The following is a 26489-nucleotide window of genomic DNA, read 5'->3' as shown; positions in this document are numbered from 1 at the left end:
GCGGTAAAGTCGTCAGAGGCGGTGACAACGCGGCTGCCAGCCGTCGGTTGAGAAACACCCTCGTGTTACGTGGCGTTCATGTCCGCGCAGGACGCTGATCTCGGCGCCAGATTGCGCGTCCCAGAGCCGCGCCGTCTTATCCCCGACGGTGAGGACGCGGGTGCCGTCGGGAGAGAACACAGCGGCGTCCACTAAACCTTCATGGACCAGTCGGAGCCGCTCCGCGCCAGGAGGCGTAAGACCCGGCCAGCGTGGGGCGGGGCGAAAATCTCCGTCCGCCTTCGCTCGCGCAACAATCGACGCTGCTGCCTTGTGCTCGGAACCGCCAAGCCTGCCGAACAGCTGCCGGGGAAGCTCTCGCGGATTGGCGGCGAGGACGGGTAGCGACAGCGCAATTGCCCGCCCGGCGAGGCGAACACCTTCGTTCTCGCTCTCCGGCAAGTAGCTGGCGAAAAGCTTCCAGACCTCCGGCGGGGCCAAGGTGTGAAGCTTCGCCTTGATCCAGCCGTAGTCGGTCAGGACTCGATCGGCTTCCTCGTCCTGCCCCGCCCCGCGAAGGTGCCGGATCAGGTACTGCCAGCCATAGGCATGGCGTGCAGGCTTCTCTGGAAGCGTCGCCCAGTTGCCTTCGCATGCTCGGTGGAAGGTCTGAACCATTGCCTGATGGGCAGCGCGACGGCCCGCCGGCCCGATCCGGTCGCTTAGGTACCAAATCATGTTGTCATGCAGGCGAAGCGTGCGAGCGCCCAGATCCAGGCTTTGAATTAGCGACAGCGCATCAAGCCGCCCGAGTAGACCATCGACCTGATCCTCATCCAGGCTGCCGGTCTCGGCCCACAGTGCTTCGATGACCTCAAACGAAATCGCCTCATCTTCCGGCAGGATCGCGAGCTCGCCCAACCGGACGAGTTCGTCTGTGCTTAGGTCTTCCAGGCTGGCCTCAAGGCAGGCACGGATGGCGCGATTCCGCTCGGTCTCGTCCTGTGGATCGAAGGTAGTCAGCCCGTGCTGCTCGAGACGAGCCTCGAACCGATCAACAGCGTCACCAAGCTTTTCCTTGCGTCTGATACGGCCGGCTATCCAGCCATTGGCGATGCTGAGCATCTGGGCCCAGCATCCGAGCCGCCTTGCAAGCGCCGTCAGACGACGCTGCACAGCCGGATCCCCGGCCATGGGCAGATTGGCGGAGAGGAGCCTGACTGCATCTTCAGCTACCATCCTGTCGATTGGGATCGGCTGGGCTGAGCGAGGCAACACCCGCTGCAACCGGGTTGTGATCAGACGGATGCAGTTAGGCCCGCCCTTGAGGAACGGTCTGAGCTGAGCTTCTCGCCAGACGTCGTCGATTACCATCAGCAGGCGCGCCTCGCCGATCAGTTCGCCCAGGTAGTCGGAGGCGGTGTAGACGTCCTGGAACCCCGGGCGCCGTTCCCGTGGATCAAGTCGCTCGATAAGGTCGAGGACGAGCCCCATGACGTCCCCGCGCTCCTTGCCAATCTCGACCCGCAGGATGCCGTCGGTGAACTCGAACCGAACCTCTGGGTCCAGGCAGAGCTGGTTCGCCAGCGTAGTCTTGCCATAGCCGCCGGAGCCCCGCAGCGCGGTCGTGACTGCCACCGCCTTGCCGCCGTGGGCTGACAGGACCGCTTTCTTGAGCCCCTGGTATTCCGCGCGACGCTCCACAAAGGGATCGGGCAAGATGCCCGTCATGTAGGGGACGCGGCGGGTCTCGCCCGGTCCCCTGAGGACCTGGACGAGCATGGTCCAGCGTTCCGGCTCGGCGATATCGTAGACATCCGCACGTCGGATCCAGGGCGGGAGGTCGCCTCGTCGAATGCTGGGATCCGCCAGAACCGGACTGACCTTGCGGCCCACTATCCGCGCGTGCATCCACTCCCGCCTGACCCAATCCGACTCGAGCGCGCGCCGCGAAAGGATCAGGACGAGATGCTTCGTAACTCGATCGCCCGCAGTACCTGTGGCCGGATATCCTCGCCACCTTCGACGCTCTTCAAATCGCGCCAGGACCTGATGTCGGCTTCCTTCTCGAGACGCTGCTCAAAACTCTCAGCAAACGCCCGACCGTCCGCGCGCGAGTAGGAGATGAAGATCGTCTTGGGCGAAAACTCCGTCGTCACAAGCTCCCCTGCAGCGTGGCTCATCGAATGTAATCATACCACACGGTTTGTCTCACTAGCAGGTTGCGTCAGAGTTCTTATTTTGGGAAAGCCGAGAAACGCAGCAAAAGGAGAAGCCAAGGTCGAAGCTCAGTTGGCGACGCACCTCCGCGTCGACCGAAAGTTTTAGGACGTATCGCTTGCACGCTGCGAAGGCTTTAGGTTTGCTATGCGACAGCCATGGTAGGGAGCAATAGAAAAGCCTTTACAAACGCGCTTTGCCGATATCCCTTCCAACGATTGACGCAAAGCTGCTGCGATCACCTTCGGGATCATGAACGCGATCGGCCGCTGCCGAGCGGTTGGGAAGGGAAACATTGTCATGGAGCCTCTCGCTTCAGCCTCCGTCTTGCAGTCAACTTGGTCCAGAACCGCCAGTCGGCTTAAGCAGACGATCGATCGCACACGCTGGATCGCCCTTGCGTTGTCTGCGGTCGCAGCCCTGCTCGCCGCAGTCGCCAGCCAGATCCAAGCACCTCAGCCACCGGCACAGGATCATTTGCGTCTGTCCCTCGCCGTTGGCAGTGCCGTGCTCCTCGGCGTCGTCAGCTTCCTGAGCGCCCGCTTGCTCGGTGGTACCCAGGTCGCTGCCTGGACGCGGATCCGCGCGGCTTCAGAGGCCTTAAAGCGCGAGATCTACAAGTATGCGGCATCGGCCGCGCCCTATGACGATCCCGCGCAGGCGAAGTCGCGCTTTAACGCCGAGCAGGAGGAGATTGCAAGCGACATCGACGACCTGATCGGACTGCTGGAGCGGGAGGACGGCCCGGGCTCCGCGTCCACCGCGCCCTTCCAATCTCCAGACGAATACGTCGAAAAGCGCGTCCACAGCCAAATCAAATGGTACAACGACAGAGCTGGGACATATGGCGGCCTAGCGAAGACGCTTCGCTGGATCGAATTCACGTTGTCGCTTGTCGCCGCGATCGTCACTGCGGCCGTAGGCGTAGCGGGAAAAACCAATTTCATCGGTTTTTCGTTCGATTTCGTGGCATTGACAGCGGTGTTGACCACGATCGGCGGTGCCATCCTCGCCCATATCGAAGCCTCGCGATATGACTTTCTTGTTGCGACCTACCGCGCCGCGGCTCGCCGGCTCGGCCACGAACTCAACCAAGCGCCTCCGGCATTCGCCATGCCGTCGTCCGACTGGTCAAGCTTTGTCGAGCGGTGCGAGACGATCCTCTCCATCGAGAACAGTAGCTGGATCGCCAAATTCGGCAAGACTTGATCAATTGGTTGCCGTTGGTTTGACGACGGACTGGGGAAAGCAACGGAAAATCCGACGTCGCGCTAATGCACAAGCGTAGCGGCGGCCCGACGTCGACAAGGATGATCGGATTGGCCGTATCCAAAGGCAAGGCACCTAGCTACCATCGCGCTTTCCTCGAATTCCCAATAGGTAACGGCCACCCCTTGGTGCGACTAACGTTCTGGAGGCCTCTTCCTCCCAGTGATCACACTGTGTAGCTAATTGCTGCGTAGTATCGCAGCGCATAGCTCGCAACCAGCTCTGCCTTGTCCATAACATTGATGATCCTCCTGGCATTTATCCAGTCGGCCTTTTCTCCGATGAAATAGTCAGCGAATTTGCGGCCGGTAAATAGGCCATCGATCATGCCCTTGAAGAGGATAGCTGTCGCAGATTCTGTCTGCAGGACCAACTCCGGGTTCCCGATCAAATCGGCATTTAGCAAAGTTCCCCAAGTTCTATAGTTGCTTCGGCCGGTGAGCTGAACAAAGCCGCGTCCACAGAAACGTGCCCCGTCACCTTGCTCGGTGTTGCCTAGTCGCCTTGCTACGTCAGGACGTTGCCCTGCGGGATCGTACATTTTGAAGAAGTATCTTGGCCCCCCGGATTCTGTGATCGGTTGCATCGCGCGACCGGTTTCATGGTGGGTCGTCCCAAGCGCATATGCCAACCAGCGATCATCTTGCTCGGCATAGCTCGAGTTCCACTTGGCAAGAATGTAGTTCAACCCCGCGGCCTGCGAAGGAGATAAGCGTCCATCGAACAGGTGAAGGCGAACATAGTCGAAAAAGAACCCGGAGTTCAGATGTCCTAGCATTACACGTACCTTCCACCTATAACTACTACAATCGATCAGTTTCTGTAGGAGCGTTCCCGGTGCAATTTGCCAACTAAGCACCCCTATCATAGCTTAGTCGGTCTTTGTCGAAATAGACAGCTTCGAAAACGCGGCCCCGCCCGTAATAGGGTGGGGCCAGCCGGAAACCATCCGACCCTAATTCGTGGGACCCGAATTTGGTAGCACGGAGTTCCATTGCGACAACGCAATGAACATTGCGGTCACCCTGATAGCCGACCGGGATGCGAAGTGGGTCGCGGCAGCGTGAACAAGACAAGACCAACCTCGTTGGCGCAATGCCCAATTGAAGGGCCCCGCCTGAACCGTGAACGGTAGTGCGGCCGATCAAGTTTTCCTCCCGAAAGTCCTACAACAGGGCATGGCGCAGATCGTCTTCGAGCATGCGAGCTTCGGCGCCAGGTCGACTTATATGCTCGAAGCTGGGCCGCTCACGAATCCTGTTCCGAGCAAGAAATAGCGTCGACACGACGCGATGACAACGCAAACTGCTTGTGCAATCATTCTCTGCTTTCTTGAGGCGTATTGTACGGTGTCCCGAATATTTTTGAGCCATTCGAGCAGGAACAATGCGCAGGCGATCGCGCTCTGCGATTGGTTGTCCGCTAATGGCTGGGGCCGTGACGACATCTTCCTCGACATCGATGCGACGAGCGGGATCTCGCCCGGCGAGCGCTGGCAGAAGGCGCTCAACGATGCCGCGGGCCGCTGCGAAGCGGTCGTCTTCCTGATCAGCCGCGAATGGCTAGAGTCGCGCTGGTGTCATGAGGAGCTGGCGCTAGCTAACAAGTTAAACAAGCGACTATTCGGGATCCTCATCGATACCGTTGTGCTTAACGACGTGCCGGCACGGCTGCGCGATGAATGGCAGCTGATCGACCTGGAGAGTGGTCGCGACGGCGTTCGGCTTGACGTCGAACTACCTAATGGCCAGCAGGGCTTTGCCACCTTCTCGGCCTCCGGCCTCGGCCGTCTGCGAGCCGGTCTAGTCAAGGCCGGCCTTGACCCGCGCTTCTTTGCGTGGCCGCCAGTCAATGACCTCCAACGCGCACCCTATCGCGGGCTGGCGCCGATGGAGGCTGAGGACGCCGGCATCTTCTACGGCCGCGAGGCGGCGACGATTGCCGCGCTCGATCAACTGCGCGGGCTTGCCGAGGCAGCACCGCCGCGGCTGATGGTCGTGCTCGGTGCGTCTGGCGCCGGGAAATCCTCCTTCATGCGCGCCGGGCTGATCCCACGGCTGATGCGCAATGATTGCAATTTCTTCGTGCTGCCAATCCTGCGCCCCGAGCGTGCCGCGATCACCGGCAAGACCGGACTGATAACAAGCATCGCAGGAGCCACTCAGGCGCTCGGCCTGAAATGCACACGCGCCAAGGTCGAAGAGACCATTGCGGCGGGGACAGAGGCAGCAGCGGGCCTGTTATTCGACATCGCTTCAACCGCCGCCCGCGCGAACTCCGGCGCTGGGGAGGCCGCCACGCCCGCCATCATTCTGCCAATCGATCAAGCGGAAGAGTTGTTCGTCGCCGAAGGCCAAGAGGAATCGCAACAGTTGCTGGCCCTCGTCACAGCGCTCCTCAAGGCCGACCGTCCCAAGCTGATAGCGCTCGCCACTATCCGTACGGATTCCTACGAGAAGCTGCAGCTAAACCCGGCATTGACCGATGTTCGACAGTTGCCGTTCAACCTGCCGGCGCTGGCACGCGGCGCCTATCAACGCGTGATCGAGGGGCCGGCCGAGCGGCTTGCGGGGACCAATCGGGCGCTGAAGATCGAGCCTGCGCTCACAGCTGCTCTTCTGGCTGACATCGAGGAAGGTGGCGCCAAGGACGCCTTGCCCCTGCTCGCCTTCACGCTGGAGCGCCTGTTTGCTGACCATGGTGGCGACGGCGACCTGACGCTTGCCGAGTATGAAAAGAGCAAGCGGATTGCCGGCGCCATCGAGGCTGCGGTGGAGCGAGCACTCGCCGATGCCGACGGCGATCCGGGAGTGCCGAAAGGTCGTACAGCCCGACTTGCATTGCTGCGCCGCGCGATGATCCCGTGGCTCGCCGGCATCGATCCGGACACCCGGACGGCGCGGCGGCAGGTCGCGCGCTTCACCGACATTCCCGACGAGGCAAGACCGCTAATGGAGCACTTCGTGGAGCAACGGCTGCTGGCAACCGATGTCTCGCCCGCCACCGGAGAGCGCACCATTGAACCGTCGCACGAGGCCCTGCTCCGGCAATGGACACTGCTCGACGGCTGGCTGAAGGAGGATATCGCCGTTCTCGGCACGCTCGAAGGCGTGCGCCGCGCGGCGCGCGATTGGGATGCCAACAATCGCGACACCAACTGGCTGGCGCACGCCGGAGGCCGGCTCGAGGACGCCGAGGCGATCAAATCACGCATCGATCTGGCCCGCCGCCTCGACGCCACTGACCTCGCCTATCTCGATGCTGCGCGCGCCGGAGAGGCGGCGCGCGCAGGCCGCGAGCTTGAAGAAGCAGGGAAGCTGGCTGAGGCACAGAGGGTGGTGGTCAATCGCACTCGCCTCGGCGCTATCGTTGCCGCTTGCCTTGCGCTCGTTTCAATCGCCTTGGCTTACTACGGGCTGAGCAAGGCCAATGAGGCAACCCTGGAAGCCCAACGATCGAACGCACGCGCCGAACTTGCACAGGCGCAATTCGCCTTAAAGGATTCGCCCAGACTGGCGCTTACAAAGGGGCTGGCCGCGGTCGGAAGCTTGCGTTCGCTTGGTGTCAGCGACGACGCACTTGCCAGCTTCTATAGTATCGTTGGCACAGCCCGCGAATTACCGCAACTGAAGCCGTATAGCCATTCGGTTTACAACGCAGAACGCGTCGCATTCTTCGTGAAGCAAAGTAACGAAATGCCATCCCCTGAGGGGCCGCCGGGAGACAAGTTCCGCCGGCCGTTTACAGTTGTCGGCGGAGGCAATTTTATCAACATCATCGACGATTCGGGTAAGGCTACAGGCGCTCCGATTTCATCTCCTGACGATCAAGACGTTAACGCGAACGATGCTGCATGGATTGACGCAAACCATTTCGTCGTGGCAACCGGCGATTGGGATACTCGAAGGGATGGGCCTAAGCAGCCGCCGCGAACGCCTCTGAATGCCGCGCTGCGCATTTACGATTTTCATGGGCATCTAGTGAAAACACTTGTCGAGGGTCACGATGTGCCTTTCGACAGCGTGGTTGTGATCAATACTTCAGGCGGCAAGAAAATCATCCTAGCAGGAGATCGCGCGGGACGTATCATCGTCGTGTCGACTGTTGATGGTCTAGTTCGAACAATCCCCACTGGTCTGAGGAAATCAGTGCGAAAGATAGCAGCATTCACTCGGGGCAATGGCTACCGAGGCATGGCACTAGTCTTCGGAGCGGTCGATCTCCAAGCGGAGAGGCGGTTGCGTAGTGAGATTGATCATGGCGCAAACCCTGGGATGGATCCGCTTAAAGGGCAGCAGGAGATTCGTAGTGCTGCTGGATTGGACGGGTCGGCGCAGGTCGCCTACATCGGCCAGGCATTCGACCGTGGGGCGCCTTGCGCCGCCAGCACTGATAGTAGGCTCGACAAATCGCTAATCCTGTGTGAGCCGGGCGGTAAAATCTCAGTATGGGATACTTGGAACTTCGAAGAGCCTAGGACACGCTTCAGTACCGGCTATGCGGAGTTGACTGCCGTCGCTATGATTCCGGATTCTCCTCTGATTGCGACTGCCTCCAAGGACGGCAAAGTCAGGATATGGCTGAAGGAGAGTGGCACGCTTGTTAGCGAAATGCAGCCCTCGACGAGATCAGACACGTCGGAAATTGACGCAGTAGGCTTCATTGACCGAACTGCGCTCCTTCTCACCGGCGAGACATATGACGTCCGCACTTGGGATATAGAGGATATCCGATTGCTGTTGCGTCCGCCCGAAGCCTACCGCCAAGATCCCAGCCGAACAGCGCGAGTTGCGCTGGAGCAGATGCTCTGGCCGACCCTCGGCGCCGCCGGTAGGTCAGGCGACAACGACCTCGCGGACAAATTTGGGCGACCAATATTGGAATTATACCGTCAGGCGGGCAAAGCTTCCCGAGACGGTCGGTTCGTTTTCGCCTCGAACCAAGACCACAATCTCGATGTGATAGATCTCAAAAAGGGCATTTCGCGTGTCGTGCGGATAAATTCACGTAGCTGGCTCCCGTTCATTGCCGACAGCGCGGCTGAGATTAACGTTTCGACCCTGCTGTCTGACGAGATTGGCGGACGCGTCTGCACAATCACCAACTATCAGGAGTCGAAAGACGAGGGCCGGCAGACAACCACGGTAGTTCAACTCGCGATGGTCACCTTGGCAAGCGGCAAGATAGAGCGACTCTGGTCGCCGGCGGACGGAATCGTACTCACGACGTTGGCGGGATATGAACAGGACGGCAGGCTCGTGTGTGTCGCGGGATCGAAAAACAGCGTCTACTTTGTCTGGCTTGATCATGTAGAGGAAAGGAAGCTCCGCCCCGAAGCACTCGGAGCGACGGGGTCGGCGACAATAAATGCGATCCTCCCAGGCGGACAAAGCGATAGACTCCTGATTGCGGTGGTTGACGGTCGACAGACGAGGCTTTCAATCGTCGACGACAACCTCATCCCCGAGGGGCCATCGATTGCATTTGATTTTTGGGTTTCTCCCCTTGCGTATAGCTCTCATGCCAATCGGATCATCTGCGAGTTCAGCGACGAGCATTCGCCCGACCGTGGAAATCGGTATCGATTACTGGGCAGAAATCTCGAGACGATCATGTCTCTTCCGGAGATTCCGGCGGGCAGCAGGAGCCTGCACTTTTCAGACGACGGAACTATCCTGCGAGGCGTGACCGACGATTATCGATTCCAGCTGACTTTGGACGTCGCAACCCTGGTAGACCGAAGTGAGTCCCGCCTGCAGAAATGGTCCCTGGAAAGCGCACGCACGAGTTTCCTAGACAAATCCTTAGAGGCCGCAGATTGGGATACCAAAAGGACGATTCTGGAAGAGGCCAGAAAGCAATTCCCGAACGATCCGACGGTGCTTTTGTTGTCTGCGAACGCAGCAAAATATCGAACGCCGGAAGAAACCGCCTTCAAACTGAATCTCTATGGAGAGTCCGTCGCGGGCGATCCCTACAATCCAATGGCCTACTATGTGAGGGGCAAGGTTCGCGCCTCACAAGGCGATCAGGTCGGAGCCGCGGATGATTTCGACGCCGCGCTGGCACTGCCTCATTATTTGCCAAACGTGAGAGTGATCGCTGGAATTCTTGGGATCAATGAGGGAATAGCCGCTTTGTCCTGGAGTTTGCAAAAGAACGCCAAAGCGGAGATTCATCTCCGCCTCGCACTGGCGCTGAGCGCACTGAAGCGGTGGGACGGCGTCCTGCAGCATGCCGCCATGGACAGCACCCCGCTGGCGCATGAACTTGCGGGGTTGGCGAACGCGAACCTGGGCAAGTCAGCGGAGGCTGTGGCCGAGTACCGACAGGCGCTCGAGTTGCTGGGCAACGGAGAGGGACTAGGTCTGGACGAGTATTCCGACATATCCGAGGCTAATGCGTGGCGCTACCTTGAAGAGGCTGCACTGCATAAGAAGATTGGCGACCTCCTTCTTCAGATTGGAAATTGGCAAGAGGCGACTACCGCGTTCGAGACATCTCGGGATCTACTGAAAAAAGCGTCGGCGGCCACCGATGCGACCGACCAAATTCGACGGCGCATTGCGGCTCTATCGGCCGACTTGGCGAAAGAGTCGACAGGAAAGTAGGACGATTACTGGAGAAGGTTGGTTTTCAGCGTCCTTCCCTCTACCATTTTGTCAACAAGATCAATCAGTTACGTGAACATCCGCTACCGCCAGCCACACTGATTACTCTCACTCACATCGACGCCGCGAACCCGCCAGTCGCCCCCGTGCAGACAAATGAGGCTCGACAACAGTGCCCTACTCGGCAGCCATTGCTAGTCGCTGTTCCGGTTCCTCTTTCGAAGCCTCCTGGATCTCATCCGCGGTCGGCTTGATTCGGAACCACGCGGTGTAGAGCGCGGGAAGGAAGAGCAGGATCAACACCGTGCCGGCCGCCGTTCCCCCAATCAGCGTATAGGCCATCGATCCCCAGAAGACGGAGTGCGTGAGGGGGATGAAGGCCAGCACGGCTGCAAGTGCTGTCAGGATGACGGGCCGTGTGCGTTGCACCGTGGCCTCGATGACAGCGTGATAGTCATCAATGCCGGCAGCACGGTTCTCATTGATCTGTTCGGTCAGGATCAGCGTATTGCGCATCAGGATGCCGGCCAGTCCTATCATGCCCAGAATGGCGTTGAACCCGAAGGGCTGGTTGAAGATGAGCAGCATCGGCACGACGCCGACAAGGCCAAGCGGCGCCGTCAGCATGACCATGAACATCGTCGAGAAGGATCGCACCTGCAGCATGATGACGATCAACATGGCGGCTATCATAGCCGGGAAGACCTTGCCTAGCGCGGTGTTGGCCTTTTCAGCCTCCTCGATCGATCCGCCCATTTCGATGCGATAGCCGGCCGGAAGGGACGCGATCAGCGGCTGAAGGGCCTTCATGATCTGCTTGGAGACCTCCGGAGGCTGGCTCGCCTCATTGATGTCCGCGCGGATCGTGACAACGGGCATGCGGTCGCGGCGCTTCAGGATTGGCTCCTCCTGACGGATTTCCGAATGCCCGATCTGGTCGAGCGGAATCGAGCGGCCATCTCGGCTCACGAGTGAGAAATCCGCCAGACGTGCCGGATCCAGCCGCTCGCCGCCGGCGCTGCGCGCCACGATGGGGACACTGCGAATGTCCTCGCGGACCTGGGTAACGGGGATGCCGGTGAGAAGGAATTGCAGTTGCTGAGCCACCTCCGCCGGCGAGAGGCCGATGAGGTTCAGTCGATCCTGATCCGGGACAAAGCGAAGCACGGGCGTGCGATTGCCCCAATCGCGGTTGGCCTGTCGCACGTCCGGGACGCCCCGCATGATGTCGAGGGCCTTTTCGGAAATGCTGTAGAGTTGTGTGGCATCGGGTCCCATGACCCGGAACTCGACCGGGAACGGCGTGTAGGGGCCGAACACGAGCTGCGTAACGCGGACATACGCCTCGGGTGCAAGCCCCTGCGCCACCGCCTCTCGGAGCCGGTTCTTCAACGCCTCACGCGCCTCGGCGTCCGGGGTCAGCACGACGATCTTGGCGAAAGCGGGATCGGGAAGCTCCGGGGCCATTGCGAAGAAGAAGCGCGGAGCGCCCTGACCGACATAGCTCGTGACGATCTTGGCCTCGGGCTGTCTGTCCAGCCAATGTTCGAGCTTCTCGACCGCGGCGGTCGTTGTCTCGATGCTGCCACCTTCCGGCAGGCGAACCTCCACCAGCACTTCGGGGCGATCGGACGTCGGGAAGAACTGCTGTTTGACGGCGCCCATCCCGACGACGGAAAACGCGAAGGCGATGCCAACGATACCGCAGGTTACGAACTTATGGCGCACGGCAAACGTGATGGCCCGCCGCAAACGTCGATAATTGCGCGTGTCGTAAATAGCGTGGTGACCGCCTTCGACCGGTTTGATCGCGGGCAGCATCTTCACACCGAGATAGGGCGTAAAAACTACCGCGACGATCCAGGAGACAATGAGGGCGAACCCCACGACCCAGAAGATGTTGCCGGCGTATTCGCCGGCCGTCGAGCGCGCAAAGCCCACCGGCACGAAGCCGGCGATCGTCACCAGCGTTCCAGATAGCATCGGCGCCGCAGTGTGGCTCCACGCATAGGCCGCCGCCTTGATGCGGTCCATCCCCTCTTCCATCTTCACCACCATCACCTCGATGGCGATGATGGCGTCGTCCACGAGAAGACCAAGCGCCAGGATGAGGGCGTCGAGCGTGATGCGATCGAAGAACCGGCCGGTTTCCAGCATGATGAGGAACACGACGGCGAGCGTCAGAGGGACGGCAGCCGCCACGACGATCCCAACGCGCCAGCCCATGCTGAGCAGGCTGATCAGCAGCACGACGCCGAGCGCCATCGCGAACTTCAACATGAATTCGTCAACCGCCGAAGTGATGTTGACAGCCTGATCGGACACCTTGTCGAACGTCATCCCAAGCGGGAGTGTCTGTGCGATCGTGGCAGTCTTGTGCTCCAGTGCCTTGCCGAGCGCGCGACCATCCCAGCCCTCCTGCATAACCGCTGCAAGCATGATGGTAGGCTCGCCCTGACGTCGGATGAGGTATGTGGGAGGGTCTTCGTAGCCGCGGCTGACCTCGGCAATGTCGGAGAGCTTCAGCGTCCGCCCCCCAGCGACAATCGGCGTGTCCGCGATCGCCTGGACGCTGTCATAGGCGCCGTCGACCCGAATGAAGAGGCGCGGCCCCAGGGTGTCGATCGAGCCTGCGGGCGTGACGGTGTTCTGCCGCTGCAAGGCAGCGACGATGTCCTGTGCCGACACGCCAAGGGTTGCCAGTTTGGCGTAGGAAAACTCCACGAATATCTGTTCAGGACGTTCACCAAGGATGTTGATCTTCTTGACGCCGGGCACGTGCAGGAGGTCCTGGCGGATCACCTCGGCCTGCCTCGCCAGTTCCCGCATCGGCATGCCCTTAGCCTTCAGCGCATAAAGGGCGAAGCTCACATCCGAATATTCGTCATTGATGAAGGGGCCGAACACGCCGGGCGGCAGGTTGCGGGCTTCATCCCCGAGCTTCTTACGTGCCTGGTAGAATTCCTCCTGCACGGCAGATGGCGGTGTGCCGTCCTTCAGCGTGACCGTCATATAGGCGTAACCCGGCCGCGTGGTCGTCTCCACCCGGTCGTACCAGGTCAGCTCCTGAAGGCGCTTCTCCAACGGTTCGGCAACGAGGTCCTGCATCTCTCGCGCCGTCGCGCCCGGCCACGCCGTCGTGACCGTCATGGTCTTGATGGTGAAGCTAGGGTCCTCCGCCCGGCCGAGCATCAGGAAGGCGTAGGCGCCGGCGGCCACCAGCAGGAGGATGAAGAACAGGGTGACGGCGCGTTCGCGAACGGCGATCGCGGAAAGATTGAAGCTCATCAGTTGCTCCCGCTTTCAGAAGCAGTCCGGACGCGAGCGCCCTCCTGCAGGAGATGGGCGCCGAGCGACACAATGGGCACGTTGGAGTTCAATCCGGAGATCACAGCGGTTTCGCTGGTTATACGAACAAGCTGGACGGCCTGAAAGTGCACGGTTGAGGTGGCACTGTCCAACACCCAAACGCCGGTCTTCCGCCCGTCATCGAGCACGGCTCCCAACGGCACCTGGACCTCCGGCTGTATCACCTGGTTTGCGAGCCGAATGGTGACCGTCGCACCAAGCGGTGCCGCGGCAGCCTCGCCGTCGAGCACATAGCGGGCCTCATAAGTGCGGGTCTGGATATCGGCGGAGTCCGACAGCTGCCGGAGATGCGCTGAATATCGACGCTCGTCGCCACCATACACGCTGGCCTCGGCTGCCGAGCCGATCGCCGGCCGGATCGTTTCGGGAAGCGCGACAACCGCTTCGCGCGGGCCTGCCTTGGCGGTCCGGATCACGGGCTGGCCGGCAGCGACAACCTGCCCCGGCTCGCCAAGCGTTTCAACCACCGTTCCATCCGCGTCCGCCAACAGGACTGCATAGGCCGCCTCGTTCTCGGCGACCCGTGCGTCGGCTTCGGCGGCGGCAAGTTGCGCTTGGGCGGTGTCCAACGCAGCCTTCGCCTGCTCGTAGCGCTGCCGTGGCACCCACCCACTGGCGAGCAAGCTGGCGTATCGCCGTTCATCCGGCTGTGTCTGAGCGACTGTTGCCCGCGCAGCCGCAACGGCGTTGCGTTTCGCCGAAAGCGCAAGGCGCAGATCGGTATCGTCAATCCGCATCAGCGGCTGACCGGCTTTGACCTCCTGACCGACGTCCACCAACCGTTCCACGATCTTGCCGGGAACCCGAAAGCCGAGATTGCTCTGCACCCTCGCCCCAATGATGCCGGTGAAGCCCCGTTCTGATTCGGTGACCGGCGCAGCCGAAACAAGTCTGACGAATGGTGCTTCCTGCCTCGGGTCGGTCACCAAAGGGGCTTCCTGCGCAGGAGTAGCAAGCGTGGCGAATGCCGCCGCCCATGACATCGCCGTCAGGGTCGATCCCAATACGATAACGGTTCTCTTTTTCACGCTCGTCGCCTCATCTCAAAATAGATTGCGTTCGCCTTCTATATCGATTATAGATTACGAACTCAATCAAAAAAGGAGGCCGATGATGCGAGTGAGCCGAATTCAAGCCGCGGAAAACCGCGAGACCGTCATCAATGTGGCAAGCCGCCTTTTTCGCGAGCGCGGCTTTGACGGCATCGGCCTCAAGGATCTGATGAAGGGTGCAGGGCTGACCCAGGGCGCTTTTTACAAGCAATTCGAGTCAAAGGACGACCTGGCGGCGCAGGCGTCCAGGCGGGCGATGGAGAGCGCCACCCACCGCTGGTCGGTCGCGACTGCGGCAAACCCTGAGGATCCGCTCGGCGCGGTGACCGCGTTCTACCTCAGTATGGATCATCGCGGAGAAAAGATGGACGGTTGCCCGATCGTGGCGCTCGGTTCGGATGCTGCCAGGCAGGGCGCTGAGGTGAAGGCGTCATTCGAAGCCGGCGTCAAGGAGCATCTCGAGATCCTCGGCCGTTTCATTGCCGGGACCAATGGCGAGGAGTCCGAAGGCAAGGCGATGGCCATTCTCTCGACAATGGTCGGCGCAGTCCTCCTCTCGCGCGTCGTCAACGATCCCGATCTTGCGCAGGCTTTTCTGGATGCGGCGACCGATCAGGTTCGCGAAGCAGCCGGCGCTTGAACGGCGTGCGCAGTGCTGGCGCCGCACCCAAGTGACAGGAGAATAGATGCGACGGATTGTTGTTACAGGCATGGGAGCGGTTACTCCCCTAGCTGCCAATGTCGAAGCGTCATGGTCGCGCCTGCTGGCCGGTCGTTCGGGCATCCGTAGGCTTCCGGACGATGTGGTGCGAGACCTGCCGGCGAAGATCGGCGGCGTGGTGCCCTCCTTGGAAGAAGATCCGGACGCCGGTTTCGATCCCGATGTCATCCTGTCTGCGAAGGATCAGCGCAAGGTGGATCGGTTCATTCTTTTTGCGCTGGCTGCTGCAGAGGAGGCGCTTGCACAGGCGAAATGGAAGCCTGCCTTGGAAACGGATCGCCTACGCACGGCAACGGTCATCGCTTCGGGGGTCGGCGGGTTCCCCGCCATCACAGAAGCCGTGCGTACGGTCGACCTGCGTGGCGCCCGCCGCCTGTCGCCTTTTACGGTGCCGTCCTTCCTGGTGAACCTCGCAGCAGGCCAGATCTCAATCCGTCATGGCTTCAAAGGTCCGCTCGGCGCGCCAGTGACGGCGTGCGCGGCCGGCATCCAGGCGATCGGCGACGCCGCCCGTCTCATCCGCGCGGACGAGGCTGATATTGCCGTGTGCGGGGGAACGGAAGCATGCATGAACATAGTCAGTCTCGGTGGGTTTGCTGCGGCACGCTCTCTTTCAACCGGCTTCAATTGGGCGCCGGCTCAAGCCTCGCGTCCCTTCGACATATCGCGGGACGGCTTCGTCATGGGCGAAGGAGCCGGCGTGCTGGTCATCGAGGCGTTGAGCCACGCGCTGGCGCGCGGCGCAACACCGCTCGCCGAGCTCGTCGGCTACGGCACGACGGCGGATGCCCACCACGTCACCTCTGGCCCCGAGGACGGCGGCGGTGCGCGCCGGGCCATGGAGATCGCGATTGCCCAGGCAGGGATTTCGGCGCGCGAGGTTCGTCATCTCAATGCGCATGCGACCTCCACGCCAGTCGGTGACCTGGGTGAAATCGAAGCGATCAAGAGCGTATTCGGGCGCGATTTCGCGATAGCTGTCAGCGCAACGAAATCGGCGACCGGACACCTGCTGGGTGCGGCCGGCGGGCTTGGTGCCATTTTCGCGATCCTGGCGCTCCGGGACCAGGTGGCACCACCGACACTCAATCTGAGCGCTCCCGATCCGGCTGCGAACGGCATCGACTTCGTCGCAAACGAGCCCCGGCCAATGGAGATGGAATACGCGATCTCCAATGGCTTCGGCTTTGGCGGCGTGAATGCCAGCGCCTTGTTCAGGCGCTGGACCGCCCCCGGCGGCCCGACGCGAGGGCCAGGGGCGCTAATGATTGGCACCCTTCACACCGACCTTTCATGCTTCTCCAACTCCGATCCAACACGAAGAAAGAAATGATTTCCATGAACAAGACCAATCCTGGCGTCGCCCTGGTGACAGGGGCATCTTCCGGCATCGGGCGGGCTACCGCCGAAGCCTTGCTAAGCGCTGGCTTTCGCGTATTCGGAACCAGCCGTCGTGGAGCCTCCAACCAATCCGACAGCGTTACCATGCTGACCTGCGACGTGACCGACGACGCGTCCGTTGCGAAAATGGTCGATGACGTTCTGGCCAAGGCCGGACGCATCGACCTGCTTGTCAACAATGCCGGCATAGGTCTGTTTGGCGGCGCGGAGGAGTCCTCGACCGCCCAGGCTCAGGCGCTGTTCGACGTGAACGTCTTCGGCGTCCTTCGCGTGACCAACGCGGTGTTGCCGGCAATGCGACGCCAAGGGAAGGGCAGAATCGTCAATTTGAGTTCGGTACAGGGGTTCATCCCCGCCCCCTATTTCGCGCTTTACGCGTCGACCAAACATGCCATCGAGGGTTATTCCGAATCGCTCGATCACGAATTGCGCCCGTTCGGCATTCGCGTTTCGTTGGTGGAGCCCGCCTATACCCGTACGTCATTCGAGGACAATCTCGCCGCCCCCGACCAGTTGCTCGATATCTACGACTCCGCGCGCGCCGGCATGACCTTAGCCGTACGGAAATCGATGGAAAAAGGCGATGCGCCCCAAGTGGTAGCCAAGACCATTTTGGCCGCTGCGATCGATCCCGCTCCGAAGAAACGCTATGCGGCGGGAAAAATGGCGCGCCAGGTCAGTCTCCTGCGCCGTTTCGTCCCCGCGTCCGCATTCGACAAGAGCCTGCGAAAGCAGCTCGGGCTGCCGGTCTGACGATTTCGGCTGCAGACAAAACGAGGTCTTCGAATCCAGATGCTGGTATTGGATAACCAACGTTCACATTGAGTAGAGGGCGCAATTCAAAATGGCTCCTCACCCTAGACAACGGAGCAGAAACCGCCGATCCGATGAGTGGGGGGAAAGGCGGTAGCGCTCTCCCGCTACCACTTAATCAATAAGATCAATCGGTTACGTTGGCATCCGCTACCGTCAGCCGCACTGAGCACTCTCGCCGACGTCGAAACGCGCCTGAACGGACCTCGTCGACGAGAGTAATGACTGAACGCAGCCGCAGGCAAACGCTCCGCACGCGCGCGACGAATAGCCAAACTCAGCTTAGGCAGGCATGTGGCACCAAAGATTGCGCTTGGTTTCGGCGATAAACCGGCTGAGTTCGGTTTCGTCGGAAGGTCATATTTCCACCGGATGGGCGATGGTCTGGTGCTTGGTGAAGCGCGGCAACAGGCCGGTCAACAACACCAGCATCAGGATGATCGCGAGCTGGATGGCAATGACGGTGCCGAATGCCTGCGCGATGCCCGTGGGCTCCAGTGCCAGATAGAGCGTGCCCAGCGTTGCGACGCCCAGCGCCAAGCCGGACTGCTGCAGCGTGATGAGAACGCCGCTGCCGACGCCGGCCAGGTGCGCGGGAACATCCGCCAGCACGGCCCGGAACAGGCCTGAAAACAGCATCGATTGTCCGGCGCCGATCAGCACCAGCGGCAGCGCCATCTCGGCCAGGCTGACCTTCGGCCAACCGGAAACGATGATGCCGATCAACAGCGCCAGTCCAAGCGCCTGCACGATGCCGCCCGCCGCCAGGGCGCCGCGGCCGAAGCGGCTGATCATGCGCGGGCTGACCATGGAGCCGATGAAGAACATGGCCGCCATCGGCAGGATGGCGAGGCCGCTTTGGAGGGGACTGGCGCCGAGTCCGTTCTGCACGGTGAGTGCGAAGACGAACATGAAGGCGCCGAAGCCAAGGCTGAACAGCGTGATCATGGCGAGCCCCCGCGACATCGAGGGCAGCTTCAGCAGCGACGGCGGCAGCAACGGCACCTCGCCGCGCGCCTCGGCGGCCCTTTCGACGATCACGGTCAGCACCGCCAGCACCACGGCGCCAGCCAGCATCACCCATGTCCATGCCGGCCAGCCGAGCGCATGGCCTTCGGTCAGCGGCACCAGAAGGGCCGTCAGCGTGGCGGCGAAAAGCACGGTGCCGGGCAGGTCGATGCCGGCCGGGTGCGGCGAGCGGCTGGCCGGCACGACAAGCCGCGAGGCGAAGAACACGGCGATGCCGAGCGGGATGTTGATGAGGAAGATCGGCCGCCACGATGTGCCGAACAGATTGGCGCTCACCAGCAATCCGCCAGCGAGCTGACCGACGACCGCGGCAATGCCCGAGGTCGCGCCGTACAGCGCGATGGCGCGGGTCTTGCGTTCGCCGGCGAGCGACGCCTGGAAGGTCGCCAGAACCTGCGGCACCAGCATCGCCGCCGTCGCGCCCTGGACCAGTCGGGCCGCGATCAGCACGTCGATGGTCGGCGCCAGGCCGCAGGCCAGCGACGCCAGGATGAAGCCGGAAAGCCCGACCACGAACAGCGTGTGGCGGCCGAAGCGGTCGCCAAGCCGGCCACCGAGCACAAGCATGGCGGCATAGGCCACGCCATAGACGGAAACCACCAGCTCGAGTGCGGCCGGTGTCGGCTTGAGCGAGGCGGAGATCGTCGGCAGCGCCACGTTGACGATGAAGAAGTCGGCGATCGGCAGGAAGGCACCGGCGAGCAACACATAAACGCCGACCGCGTGCAGCTCTCCGGCAAGGGCCATGGAGCGGGGTGAGTGCCGGCGGGCGGCGGCTGTTGAATGGGTCACGCGAGTCTCCATTTGCTTATGTCTCGATAGTTATGTACACATAATCATTATGCACATATACATACTTGCTTCGACGCTGTAAACTCCGCTCATGAAGACCGACAGCGAATCCTCGGCGGGCAAGGCCTCACCGGTTCGGTGGGCTGATCTGGCCGACCTGATCCTCATCATCGCCCGCGAGATCCAGTTTCGCGGCTACAGCGACGACCGGGCGCTATCGCTTACGCAATCGGAGGGCATGGTGATGCGTCACCTTGTGGCGCAGGCGTCGGCCACACCCAGCCAGATCGCGGCGGCGACCGGGCTGCAGCGCACCAACGTCTCCACGGTGCTGCGCGACCTGGAAGGCAAGGGGCTGATCGAGCGGCATGTCGATCCCGCGGATCGCCGCGGCGTCAGCGTCCATCGCACGCGGCGCGGGGCCGAAAACTATGCCCTGGTGCGCAAGGAATGGGGCGACGCTGTGTCTGCCGCTGCCGGCGGCGACGCCAGCGGGCTCGATGATGCGCTCGGCCTCCTCCGGTCCATCGAAGCCGGCCTTACCTCGACGCGGCCGAAAGGCAACGACGGCACGGTACGAGACTCGACCCGCCGGCGGGACGTCTAGCTCCGGTGCCTTGTGCTGGGATCAAGGACTTTCCTCGATAACCGCAATGAATTCGCATTGCACCAGGGAGGGGCTATCCGGCGGCAGTGGCCGAACGTGCCGGGCCGGACGCGACTCCGGATCGGGAAACATTCGAATCCATTCCGTGTTGACGGCATCCCTGTTGTGGCTGTCGCGGAGATAGATCTCCACCTTGATGACATCCCGCGCGCTGCCGCCCGCGGCCTCGACAATGGCAAGCATGTTGGCAAAGACGTTTGCCGATTGATCAGCGATCTCGGTTGGCAACTCGTGCGTGATCGAATTGACGCCATGGATCGCCCCGGAGAACACCATATTGGCGATCCGGCAGGCGTTGGGAACCGGATGCCGATGGCTCAGTCCTTTCACCGAAATGCTCTTGCGCATGGTCTGCTGATCCTCCGCGACATCTGATCTGTGGGATGTTTCCGGCACGGCAGGGGTCTCAACCGGTCGGACCTTGGGTTGGCTACGGTCTCGCCTGTAAAGCCGTGGCCTCCGCGGGCGGGGAGGAAAGGCCGGGGTCAGGACGCGGCGCCAGAGGGCCAGACGTCAGTTGAATTCCACGCGTCTCCGGCAGCATAAGGGTCGCGGCGAAGGCGATGCCGTAACCCAGCAGCGCAATCACGCCGATCGCCTCGGCCAGGCTGACATATTGCGCGAGGATTCCAATAGTGGACACGGCGGCCGCGCCCGCGGCCTTGCCGGAGTTGTACGCGAAACTCTGGCCGCTGGCGCGAATGGCGGACGGGAATAGCTCGGTGAAGAACGGCCCCAGCGCCGCATAGTTGCCGATCGTGAAGAAGCCGAACGGCGCGCCCAGGACAACCAGTAGCCAGCCCGATAGCGGCAAGAACATATAGACAATGGTAACCAGCCAGGAACACACCAGGAAGAGCTGAAATGTCCGCCGCCGCCCAAGATAGTCGGCCAGGTATGCGCTTGTCAGAAATCCGAAAAACGAGCCGCCAGTCACCACGAACACGTAGTAGCCCGAAGTGCTCGGCGACAGTTCGCGCACAGTCTTCAGGAACGTCGGCAGCCAGTTGACGATGGCGCCGCCGACGCCAATAACACCGAATGCCAACAACGAGGACAGCACGGTAATGCGCAGCGTTTCCGGCTGGAATATCGCCCCCAATCCCGGACGGGTTCCGGACCTCTCGACAAGCTCGCGTGTTTTGACGAAAACCTCGGGCTCCTCAATTCTGCGGCGCAGATAGAGCACCAGCAGGCCGGGAAGAACGCCGATCATCAGCAGCACCCGCCAGCCATAGTCCTGGGGCAGGTGGGCCAGAACCACGCCCGCCAGAATGGCGGCCGCGCTCCATCCGACACCGAACCCGCTCTGGACGGTGCCCACGGCCTTGCCGCGATGCTCGGCGCGAATGATCTCGCCCATGAGGACTGCGCCGGCCGCCCATTCGCCGCCAAAGCCCAGCCCCTGCAGGATGCGCAGAACCATCAGTTGCTGGAAGTCCTGCGCAAAACCGGCAAGGAAGGTGAAGGCGCAGAACCACAGGATCGTGAATTGCATGATGCGGGCACGGCCGAAACGGTCGGCGAGATATCCGCAGACCCACCCGCCGATCGCTGCGGAGAGCAGCGTCGCCGTGGCCAGATAGCCGGCCTGAGCCGTCGTCATTCCCCAGGCCGCGATGAGAATTGGCAGCACGAAGCTGAAGAGCTGCGCGTCCATCGCATCCACGGCCCAGCCAGCGAAGCAGCCCCAGAAGGTGTTCCGCTCCCGCTCCGTCAACTGCTTGTACCAGGTGAACATTCTTTCCTCCCATCGCTTCTTTTGGTTGTCGGGCCGGCTAGACGACCAGTGGCGTCAGACCTCCGTCCATGGTCAGCGAAGCTCCTGTCACGTAGGAGGATCTTGCGCTGGCGAGGAAAAGCGCCGCGTCGGCCACTTCTTCCGGTTTTGCGTAGCGCTGCAGGGGAATGCGCTGCTCGTTTAGCCGCAGCAGCTCTTCCGTCGGCTTGCCGGTCATTTTGGATTCGACTTCAAGCGACATTTGCAGGCGCTCGGTCATAGTGGCGGCGGGGTTGATGACGTTGACCCTGACGCCGGCGGAGCCCCAGGCCGCCGCCAGTCCCGCCGAGGCGAGCATCAGCGCGGCGTTGGCGGCGCCTCCTGGCAAATGCATGGGTGATGCGATTTTGCCGCCGGTGCCGACGATGTTGACGATCGTGCCGGCGCGCCGTGCCACCATCAGCGGCAGGACGCAGTCCATGACGTTCATGTAGGTGAAGAATTTCGCGTCCATGGCGGTGCGCCATTTGTCTGGCGTCAGCTCGCCCGGAGGAACTCTCCTGGCGCCGCCGGCCGAATTGACCAAGGACGCGATCGGACCCACCTGTCCCTCGAGCGCTGCGACCATGTCCTCTGCCGCAAGCCCGTCCGACAGGTCGGCGGCGAAACTCGCGACCGACAGGCCCTCGGCGGCCAGTATTGCCTTGGCGTTGTCCAGATTTTCCTGGCTGCGCGATACGATCGCGACGCGGGCGCCCTCCCGGCCAAAGGCGCGCGCGCAAGCCAGCCCTATGCCCTTGCTGCCCCCGGTGATCAGGACAATCTTGCCGTCGAGTTCGAGGTTCATCTCAGTGATCCTGTTTCTGGCCATGGGCGCTGTGGACGTTGATCGGGGCTCCCGCCGCGAAGGCCACGATCTGGTCGAATGCATTGCCGTAGGCGAATTCGTAATTGTCGCGTTCGACGTAGCCGAGATGCGGTGTGCACAGTGCGTTGGGCAGCCTGAGCAAGGCGTCGTCCGGATTGGTGAGCGGCTCGCGTTCGAACACATCGATGGCCGCCTTTCCGGGGCGGCCATTCGTCAGTGCCGCCACCAAGGCCCCCGGCTCGATCAGTTCGGCACGGCTGGTGTTCACAAGCAGGGCGGTTGGTTTCATCAGGGCCAGATCGCCTGATGTGACCAGGCCGTTGGTGTCGGCATTCAGCCGCAGGTGCAGGCTGAGGACATCCGACAGGCTGAACAGCGCGTCCTTGTCCGGCGCGGTGTTGAACCCTTCCGCTTTGGCGCGAGCCAGCGAGCCCTCGCGGCCCCACACCAGCACATCCATGCCGAAGGCCACGCCGATGCGTGCGACCATCGAGCCCAGCCGGCCAAAACCATAGATGCCCAGGACACGGCCTCTCAGGCCGAGCCCAATGGTCGTCTGCCAATGGCCTTGCCGCAGCGAAGCGCTCTCGAACGGAATGTTGCGCATCGCCGCGAGGATCAGCCCCCAGGTGAATTCCACCGTCGAATAGGACGGGCGCGCTGTGAGAGCGGACGAGACGACGACGCCATGCCTGTCGCAGGCCGCCAGGTCGATATGGGGGATGTGGCCGTTCTGGCTGATGAGCTTCAACTTGGGCAGGCGGCTGAGCAGGTTTTCATCGATCCGGGTGCGCTCGCGCATCAGCACAAGGACATCGGCATCGGCCAGACGATCTGCCAGAACGTCGATGTCCTCGACAATGTCGGTCCAGATGGTGACGTCATGGCCTTGCAGTTTGGAAAAGCAGTCGAGCGTGCGCACGACATCCTGGTAATCGTTGATGATGGCGACGCGGAGCTTCTTCACCGGATGACCTATCGCTCTATGCATTGCCGGGCAGGTCCGCGACGGCGGTACCGGCGTCGATTGCTTCGCACTTCGCCCATTCAAAAGCTGACTTCTTCAGCGCCATAGCGAGGACTTCGGCGGCGCGCGCAATCGGGATGAAACAGACACCGGTTTCGTCCGCGACGACAATATCGCCGGGGGCAACCCGGACGCCGGCGATCTGGATATCGCCGTTGATCTCCACGGTCTCGATCCGCCATTTGCCGGTGACGGGCGTGATCTCGGTGGCCCAAAGCGGATATCCGACCCGCCGCGAATGGCCGAGGTCGCGAATGCCACCGGAGACGACCGCGCCCGCCTCGCCCTGTCTTTTTCCTGTCTGGGCCGAAATTCCGCCCATGTTCGAAACGCCGGCAACGCCGTCAATGACCACCACGTCGCCCGGCAATGCCAAATTATGGGCTTCGAATTCCGCCATCCGATTGACGTGGTTTCGCGCCGTTTCGTAGACATGCTCGCGCTGCAGGATGTTGCGCACCGTAAGCGCAGGACCGACAATCGAGGTCGAGGGCAGTGTCGGCTTCAGAAGCGATGCGCCAATCGCGCCGGTGATGCCCAGTTCATCCATAATATCCGAAATAACGCTCGTCGCGTCGCCGATCCGCTTGAACCCGTCGATCAGCCGCTGCGGCGGACGCGGGGTTCGCATCAACCGGATGCGGTCAGGGCTGATCTTGCCGGTCAGTTTCGGCAATACGTCGGCAAAAGCGACGTCATCCATGGCGTGTCCTCCAGTTTGTGCGGAGCTTTTATCACCGGTTGCGACCTGGGCGTATTCACTCGCATGTGTTCGGTGGCTCGTTCGAAACACGATTGCTTGTAGCGGCCAGCCCGTCCAATTTAGAATTAGACACAAGCATCATTTCCTGGGTGAATAACGTGCGCCTCGATCTGAACCTGATCGCAGTCCTTGAGGCCATCATGCTGGAAAGGAACGTCACACGCGCGGCCGCGAGCCTGGCGATGAGTCAGCCAGCCGTCAGCAACGCGTTGCGTCGCGCCCGCAAGCTGACGAAAGACCAGCTGTTCCTCAAGACGGCGACCGGCGTGCAACCAACGTCTCGCATGGTCGCGATGTGGCCCGAGCTTCATCGCTCGCTGACGGCAATCCGTGCCTCTTTCAGCCCCGACGACTTCGATCCCGGATCAAATGCGACCAGTTTCCGGGTTGCGGTCACGGACAGTCTTGCCATGGAAGGTGTCAGCGCCATCACGCTGAAGTTACAGGCCGCATCCCCGCGAGCCCGTGTTTCCTTTGCCGTTCATACGCATGAGGGGTCGCTGGACGGGATCGGCCGCGGCACACTCGACTGCGCCGTGGGCATGTTTGCCTCGCTGCCGAGAGAAGTGCATGTGCAAAGCCTGCGGACGGATCGCTATGTCTGCGTCATGCGCGGCGGGCACGAATTGGCGCAATCCCTGACCCTCGATCAGTTCACCGCCGCGGCGCACGTGCTGGCAACTCCATCCGGTCTGGAACTGGGACTTGTGGATGGCTGGCTCAGCCTGACGGGGCGGACAAGAACGATCGTCGCCGTGGTCAATCATTTTGCCGATGCGCTGAGGATTGTCGCGCGGAGCGATCTTCTTACCTGCGTCCCGCTTGGCTTCTTCAACGGACCGTGGCGCGCTATCGCCGATGAGCATGAACTGGTAGTGCGCGACTTGCCGTTCGAAACAGAAAAACTGCTCTACAAGCTGATCTGGCACGAGCGATTGCACACCCACCCTGCCCACCAATGGTTTCGGTCGCTGGTGGGAGATGTCTGCGGATCGCCGTTCGACGGCCCGCCGATTGGAGATGCTGCCCCGGCCACGCAAACATAGTGTGGCTTATGGGGCCTATCCCTGACTGTAATCCAGCGGCACATAGGTGTAGGCGTTCTCTCCGTCGCGGCGCACGCGGCCCAGCCCAGGAAACGATATGTGCGCACCGCCCACTATGTAGCCATTCTCCGCCGCATCAGCGAATGCGAGTTGGTGTACGTGTTGGGCCTCCGATGCGTCCGCATCGTACTGGATGGTGACGGAAGGGTCTTTGAACTGCACCGCGGCGACATGCACGACGTCGCCCCACAGGACTATCTTCTCGCCCCTGCTTTCGACCACGTACATTGTGTGTCCGGGCGTGTGTCCATATGCTGTTTGCGCGCGCACGCCAGGCACGAGGTCGGTGTTGCCATCGAAAATGGCGAGCTTGCCAGCGCGCATGTATGGCGTGATCGACGCTATGGCGGCCTCAAAGAATCGCTTCGCTTCAGCCGGAGCAGCACGCATGTTTGCCTCGCTTAGCCAGTAATCGGTATCCCGCTTGTCGACACGGACGATCGCATTGGGGAAGGCTCTTTGGCCCTGGACCATGAGACCGCCAACATGATCGGCGTGCAGATGTGTGAGGTAAAGCTCATCGATCTGCTCCGGCCGATACCCCGACGCGCGCAGATTGCTTAACAGATGACCCGTGCCTAGCCCCAGCAGCGCGCCTGCACCAGCGTCGATCAAGACCAGCTTGGCTCCGGTGTTCACGAGAAAGCAATTGTGGGAGGTCTCGATGAGGTCGTCGAGATAATTGCGTTTCAGTGCTTCTTCGATCCGAGCCGGGTCGCCCTGCAGCAGCTTCGTGGCAGGCAGCATATTGCTGCCGTCGGACAGCGCCGTTATCTCGAAATCGCCGACCGCCAGGCGATAAAACCCGGGTGCCTGGCTTTTCACCATGGGCGCATCCGCAAGAAGAGGCGTCGTAAAACCGCAGGCCAGGCAAAAACAGCCGGCGGCCAAAAAGAAACGACGGGCCGGATCGATGGCGTCACTTTTGCTCACCTCCGGCTGGGCGGAGCCTTTGCTGCCGTTGAACAAGCGATCAAGCGTTATTCGGGGGGTGACCATTTTTCGGATCTCTATCTACGTTCTGTCGAGCACTGCGGACGGACCGCTGGCACCTTGGTCGACGCGAAATTCCGCACGACTCG

At 61.6% G+C, this 26489-nt stretch carries 19 protein-coding genes; 7 read left to right on the top strand and 12 right to left on the bottom strand.

Annotated elements, in window-relative coordinates; genetic code table 11:
• Window positions 1-12: 12 nt before the first annotated feature.
• Window positions 13-1890, bottom strand: coding sequence for an NB-ARC domain-containing protein (locus AC1DZU_RS33135; protein ID WP_477291359.1), 1878 nt, complete (start codon window positions 1888-1890; stop codon window positions 13-15).
• Between the two features lie 47 nt (window positions 1891-1937).
• A complete protein-coding gene (locus AC1DZU_RS33130) occupies window positions 1938-2162 on the bottom strand; it encodes a TIR domain-containing protein (protein ID WP_477291357.1) in 225 nt (74 codons plus the stop codon).
• Between the two features lie 337 nt (window positions 2163-2499).
• Here AC1DZU_RS33130 and AC1DZU_RS33125 point away from each other — a divergent pair, with 337 nt between their 5' ends.
• Window positions 2500-3408, top strand: a complete 909-nt coding sequence (locus AC1DZU_RS33125) for a DUF4231 domain-containing protein (RefSeq protein ID WP_477291355.1) — start codon at window positions 2500-2502, stop codon at window positions 3406-3408.
• Between the two features lie 226 nt (window positions 3409-3634).
• Here the strand turns inward: AC1DZU_RS33125 and AC1DZU_RS33120 are convergent, their stop codons facing one another.
• Window positions 3635-4246 (bottom strand): glycoside hydrolase family 19 protein, encoded by a 612-nt coding sequence (locus tag AC1DZU_RS33120; RefSeq protein WP_477291353.1) that lies wholly within the window; start codon window positions 4244-4246, stop codon window positions 3635-3637.
• 586 nt (window positions 4247-4832) lie between these two features.
• Between AC1DZU_RS33120 and AC1DZU_RS33115 the strand changes: the two genes are divergently transcribed.
• A complete protein-coding gene (locus tag AC1DZU_RS33115; protein ID WP_477291351.1) occupies window positions 4833-10079 on the top strand; it encodes an nSTAND1 domain-containing NTPase in 5247 nt (1748 codons plus the stop codon).
• A 177-nt stretch (window positions 10080-10256) separates the two neighbouring features.
• Here AC1DZU_RS33115 and AC1DZU_RS33110 read toward each other — a convergent pair whose 3' ends face one another.
• Both AC1DZU_RS33110 and AC1DZU_RS33105 read right to left on the bottom strand, forming a co-directional pair.
• Window positions 10257-13367: an efflux RND transporter permease subunit gene (locus AC1DZU_RS33110; RefSeq protein WP_477291349.1), complete on the bottom strand. Its 3111-nt coding sequence runs from the start codon at window positions 13365-13367 to the stop codon at window positions 10257-10259.
• Window positions 13367-14431 (bottom strand): efflux RND transporter periplasmic adaptor subunit, encoded by a 1065-nt coding sequence (locus tag AC1DZU_RS33105; protein WP_477291347.1) that lies wholly within the window; start codon window positions 14429-14431, stop codon window positions 13367-13369. Before AC1DZU_RS33105 ends, AC1DZU_RS33110 begins: the two co-directional genes overlap by 1 nt.
• Window positions 14432-14561: 130 nt before the next feature.
• Between AC1DZU_RS33105 and AC1DZU_RS33100 the strand changes: the two genes are divergently transcribed.
• Genes AC1DZU_RS33100 through AC1DZU_RS33090 form a run of 3 tightly spaced genes read left to right on the top strand, consistent with a single transcriptional unit; the run spans window position 14562 to window position 17375 of the window.
• Window positions 14562-15140, top strand: coding sequence for a TetR/AcrR family transcriptional regulator (locus AC1DZU_RS33100; protein ID WP_477291373.1), 579 nt, complete (start codon window positions 14562-14564; stop codon window positions 15138-15140).
• 46 nt (window positions 15141-15186) lie between these two features.
• Entirely contained in the window at window positions 15187-16554 is a 1368-nt protein-coding gene (gene fabF, locus AC1DZU_RS33095) for a beta-ketoacyl-ACP synthase II (RefSeq protein WP_477291345.1), read from the top strand.
• 5 nt (window positions 16555-16559) lie between these two features.
• On the top strand, window positions 16560-17375 hold the full coding sequence (locus AC1DZU_RS33090) for an oxidoreductase (protein ID WP_477291343.1): 816 nt from the start codon (window positions 16560-16562) through the stop codon (window positions 17373-17375).
• Window positions 17376-17792: 417 nt separating this feature from the next.
• On the opposite strand, the gene AC1DZU_RS33085 is transcribed toward AC1DZU_RS33090, so the two are convergent.
• Window positions 17793-19256 carry an MFS transporter gene (locus AC1DZU_RS33085; protein WP_477291341.1) on the bottom strand — a complete coding sequence of 488 codons (1464 nt, stop codon included), beginning with the start codon at window positions 19254-19256 and terminating at the stop codon, window positions 17793-17795.
• Between the two features lie 91 nt (window positions 19257-19347).
• Here AC1DZU_RS33085 and AC1DZU_RS33080 point away from each other — a divergent pair, with 91 nt between their 5' ends.
• Window positions 19348-19863 carry a MarR family winged helix-turn-helix transcriptional regulator gene (locus AC1DZU_RS33080; RefSeq protein ID WP_477291339.1) on the top strand — a complete coding sequence of 172 codons (516 nt, stop codon included), beginning with the start codon at window positions 19348-19350 and terminating at the stop codon, window positions 19861-19863.
• Between the two features lie 21 nt (window positions 19864-19884).
• On the opposite strand, the gene AC1DZU_RS33075 is transcribed toward AC1DZU_RS33080, so the two are convergent.
• The 5 genes from AC1DZU_RS33075 to AC1DZU_RS33055 all read right to left on the bottom strand — a co-directional run bounded on the left by AC1DZU_RS33075 (window position 19885) and on the right by AC1DZU_RS33055 (window position 24241).
• Window positions 19885-20271, bottom strand: coding sequence for a RidA family protein (locus AC1DZU_RS33075; RefSeq protein WP_477291337.1), 387 nt, complete (start codon window positions 20269-20271; stop codon window positions 19885-19887).
• 82 nt (window positions 20272-20353) lie between these two features.
• Window positions 20354-21664: an MFS transporter gene (locus AC1DZU_RS33070; protein ID WP_477291335.1), complete on the bottom strand. Its 1311-nt coding sequence runs from the start codon at window positions 21662-21664 to the stop codon at window positions 20354-20356.
• 37 nt (window positions 21665-21701) lie between these two features.
• Window positions 21702-22490, bottom strand: coding sequence for an SDR family oxidoreductase (locus tag AC1DZU_RS33065; protein ID WP_477291333.1), 789 nt, complete (start codon window positions 22488-22490; stop codon window positions 21702-21704).
• Between the two features lies 1 nt (window position 22491).
• Entirely contained in the window at window positions 22492-23502 is a 1011-nt protein-coding gene (locus tag AC1DZU_RS33060) for a D-2-hydroxyacid dehydrogenase family protein (protein ID WP_477291331.1), read from the bottom strand.
• Window positions 23495-24241, bottom strand: coding sequence for an RraA family protein (locus AC1DZU_RS33055; RefSeq protein WP_477291329.1), 747 nt, complete (start codon window positions 24239-24241; stop codon window positions 23495-23497). Before AC1DZU_RS33055 ends, AC1DZU_RS33060 begins: the two co-directional genes overlap by 8 nt.
• Before the next feature lie 158 nt (window positions 24242-24399).
• Here AC1DZU_RS33055 and AC1DZU_RS33050 point away from each other — a divergent pair, with 158 nt between their 5' ends.
• A complete protein-coding gene (locus AC1DZU_RS33050; RefSeq protein ID WP_477291327.1) occupies window positions 24400-25347 on the top strand; it encodes a LysR family transcriptional regulator in 948 nt (315 codons plus the stop codon).
• 15 nt (window positions 25348-25362) lie between these two features.
• On the opposite strand, the gene AC1DZU_RS33045 is transcribed toward AC1DZU_RS33050, so the two are convergent.
• Complete coding sequence (locus AC1DZU_RS33045; RefSeq protein WP_477291325.1) at window positions 25363-26406, bottom strand: MBL fold metallo-hydrolase; 1044 nt, start codon at window positions 26404-26406, stop codon at window positions 25363-25365.
• Window positions 26407-26489 lie beyond the last annotated feature (83 nt).

It is taken from the genome of Mesorhizobium sp. P2_A12 (assembly GCF_056405075.1).
The sequence above is the reverse complement of the archived record's forward strand: the minus strand, read 5'-3'. Positions and strand labels throughout refer to the sequence as shown.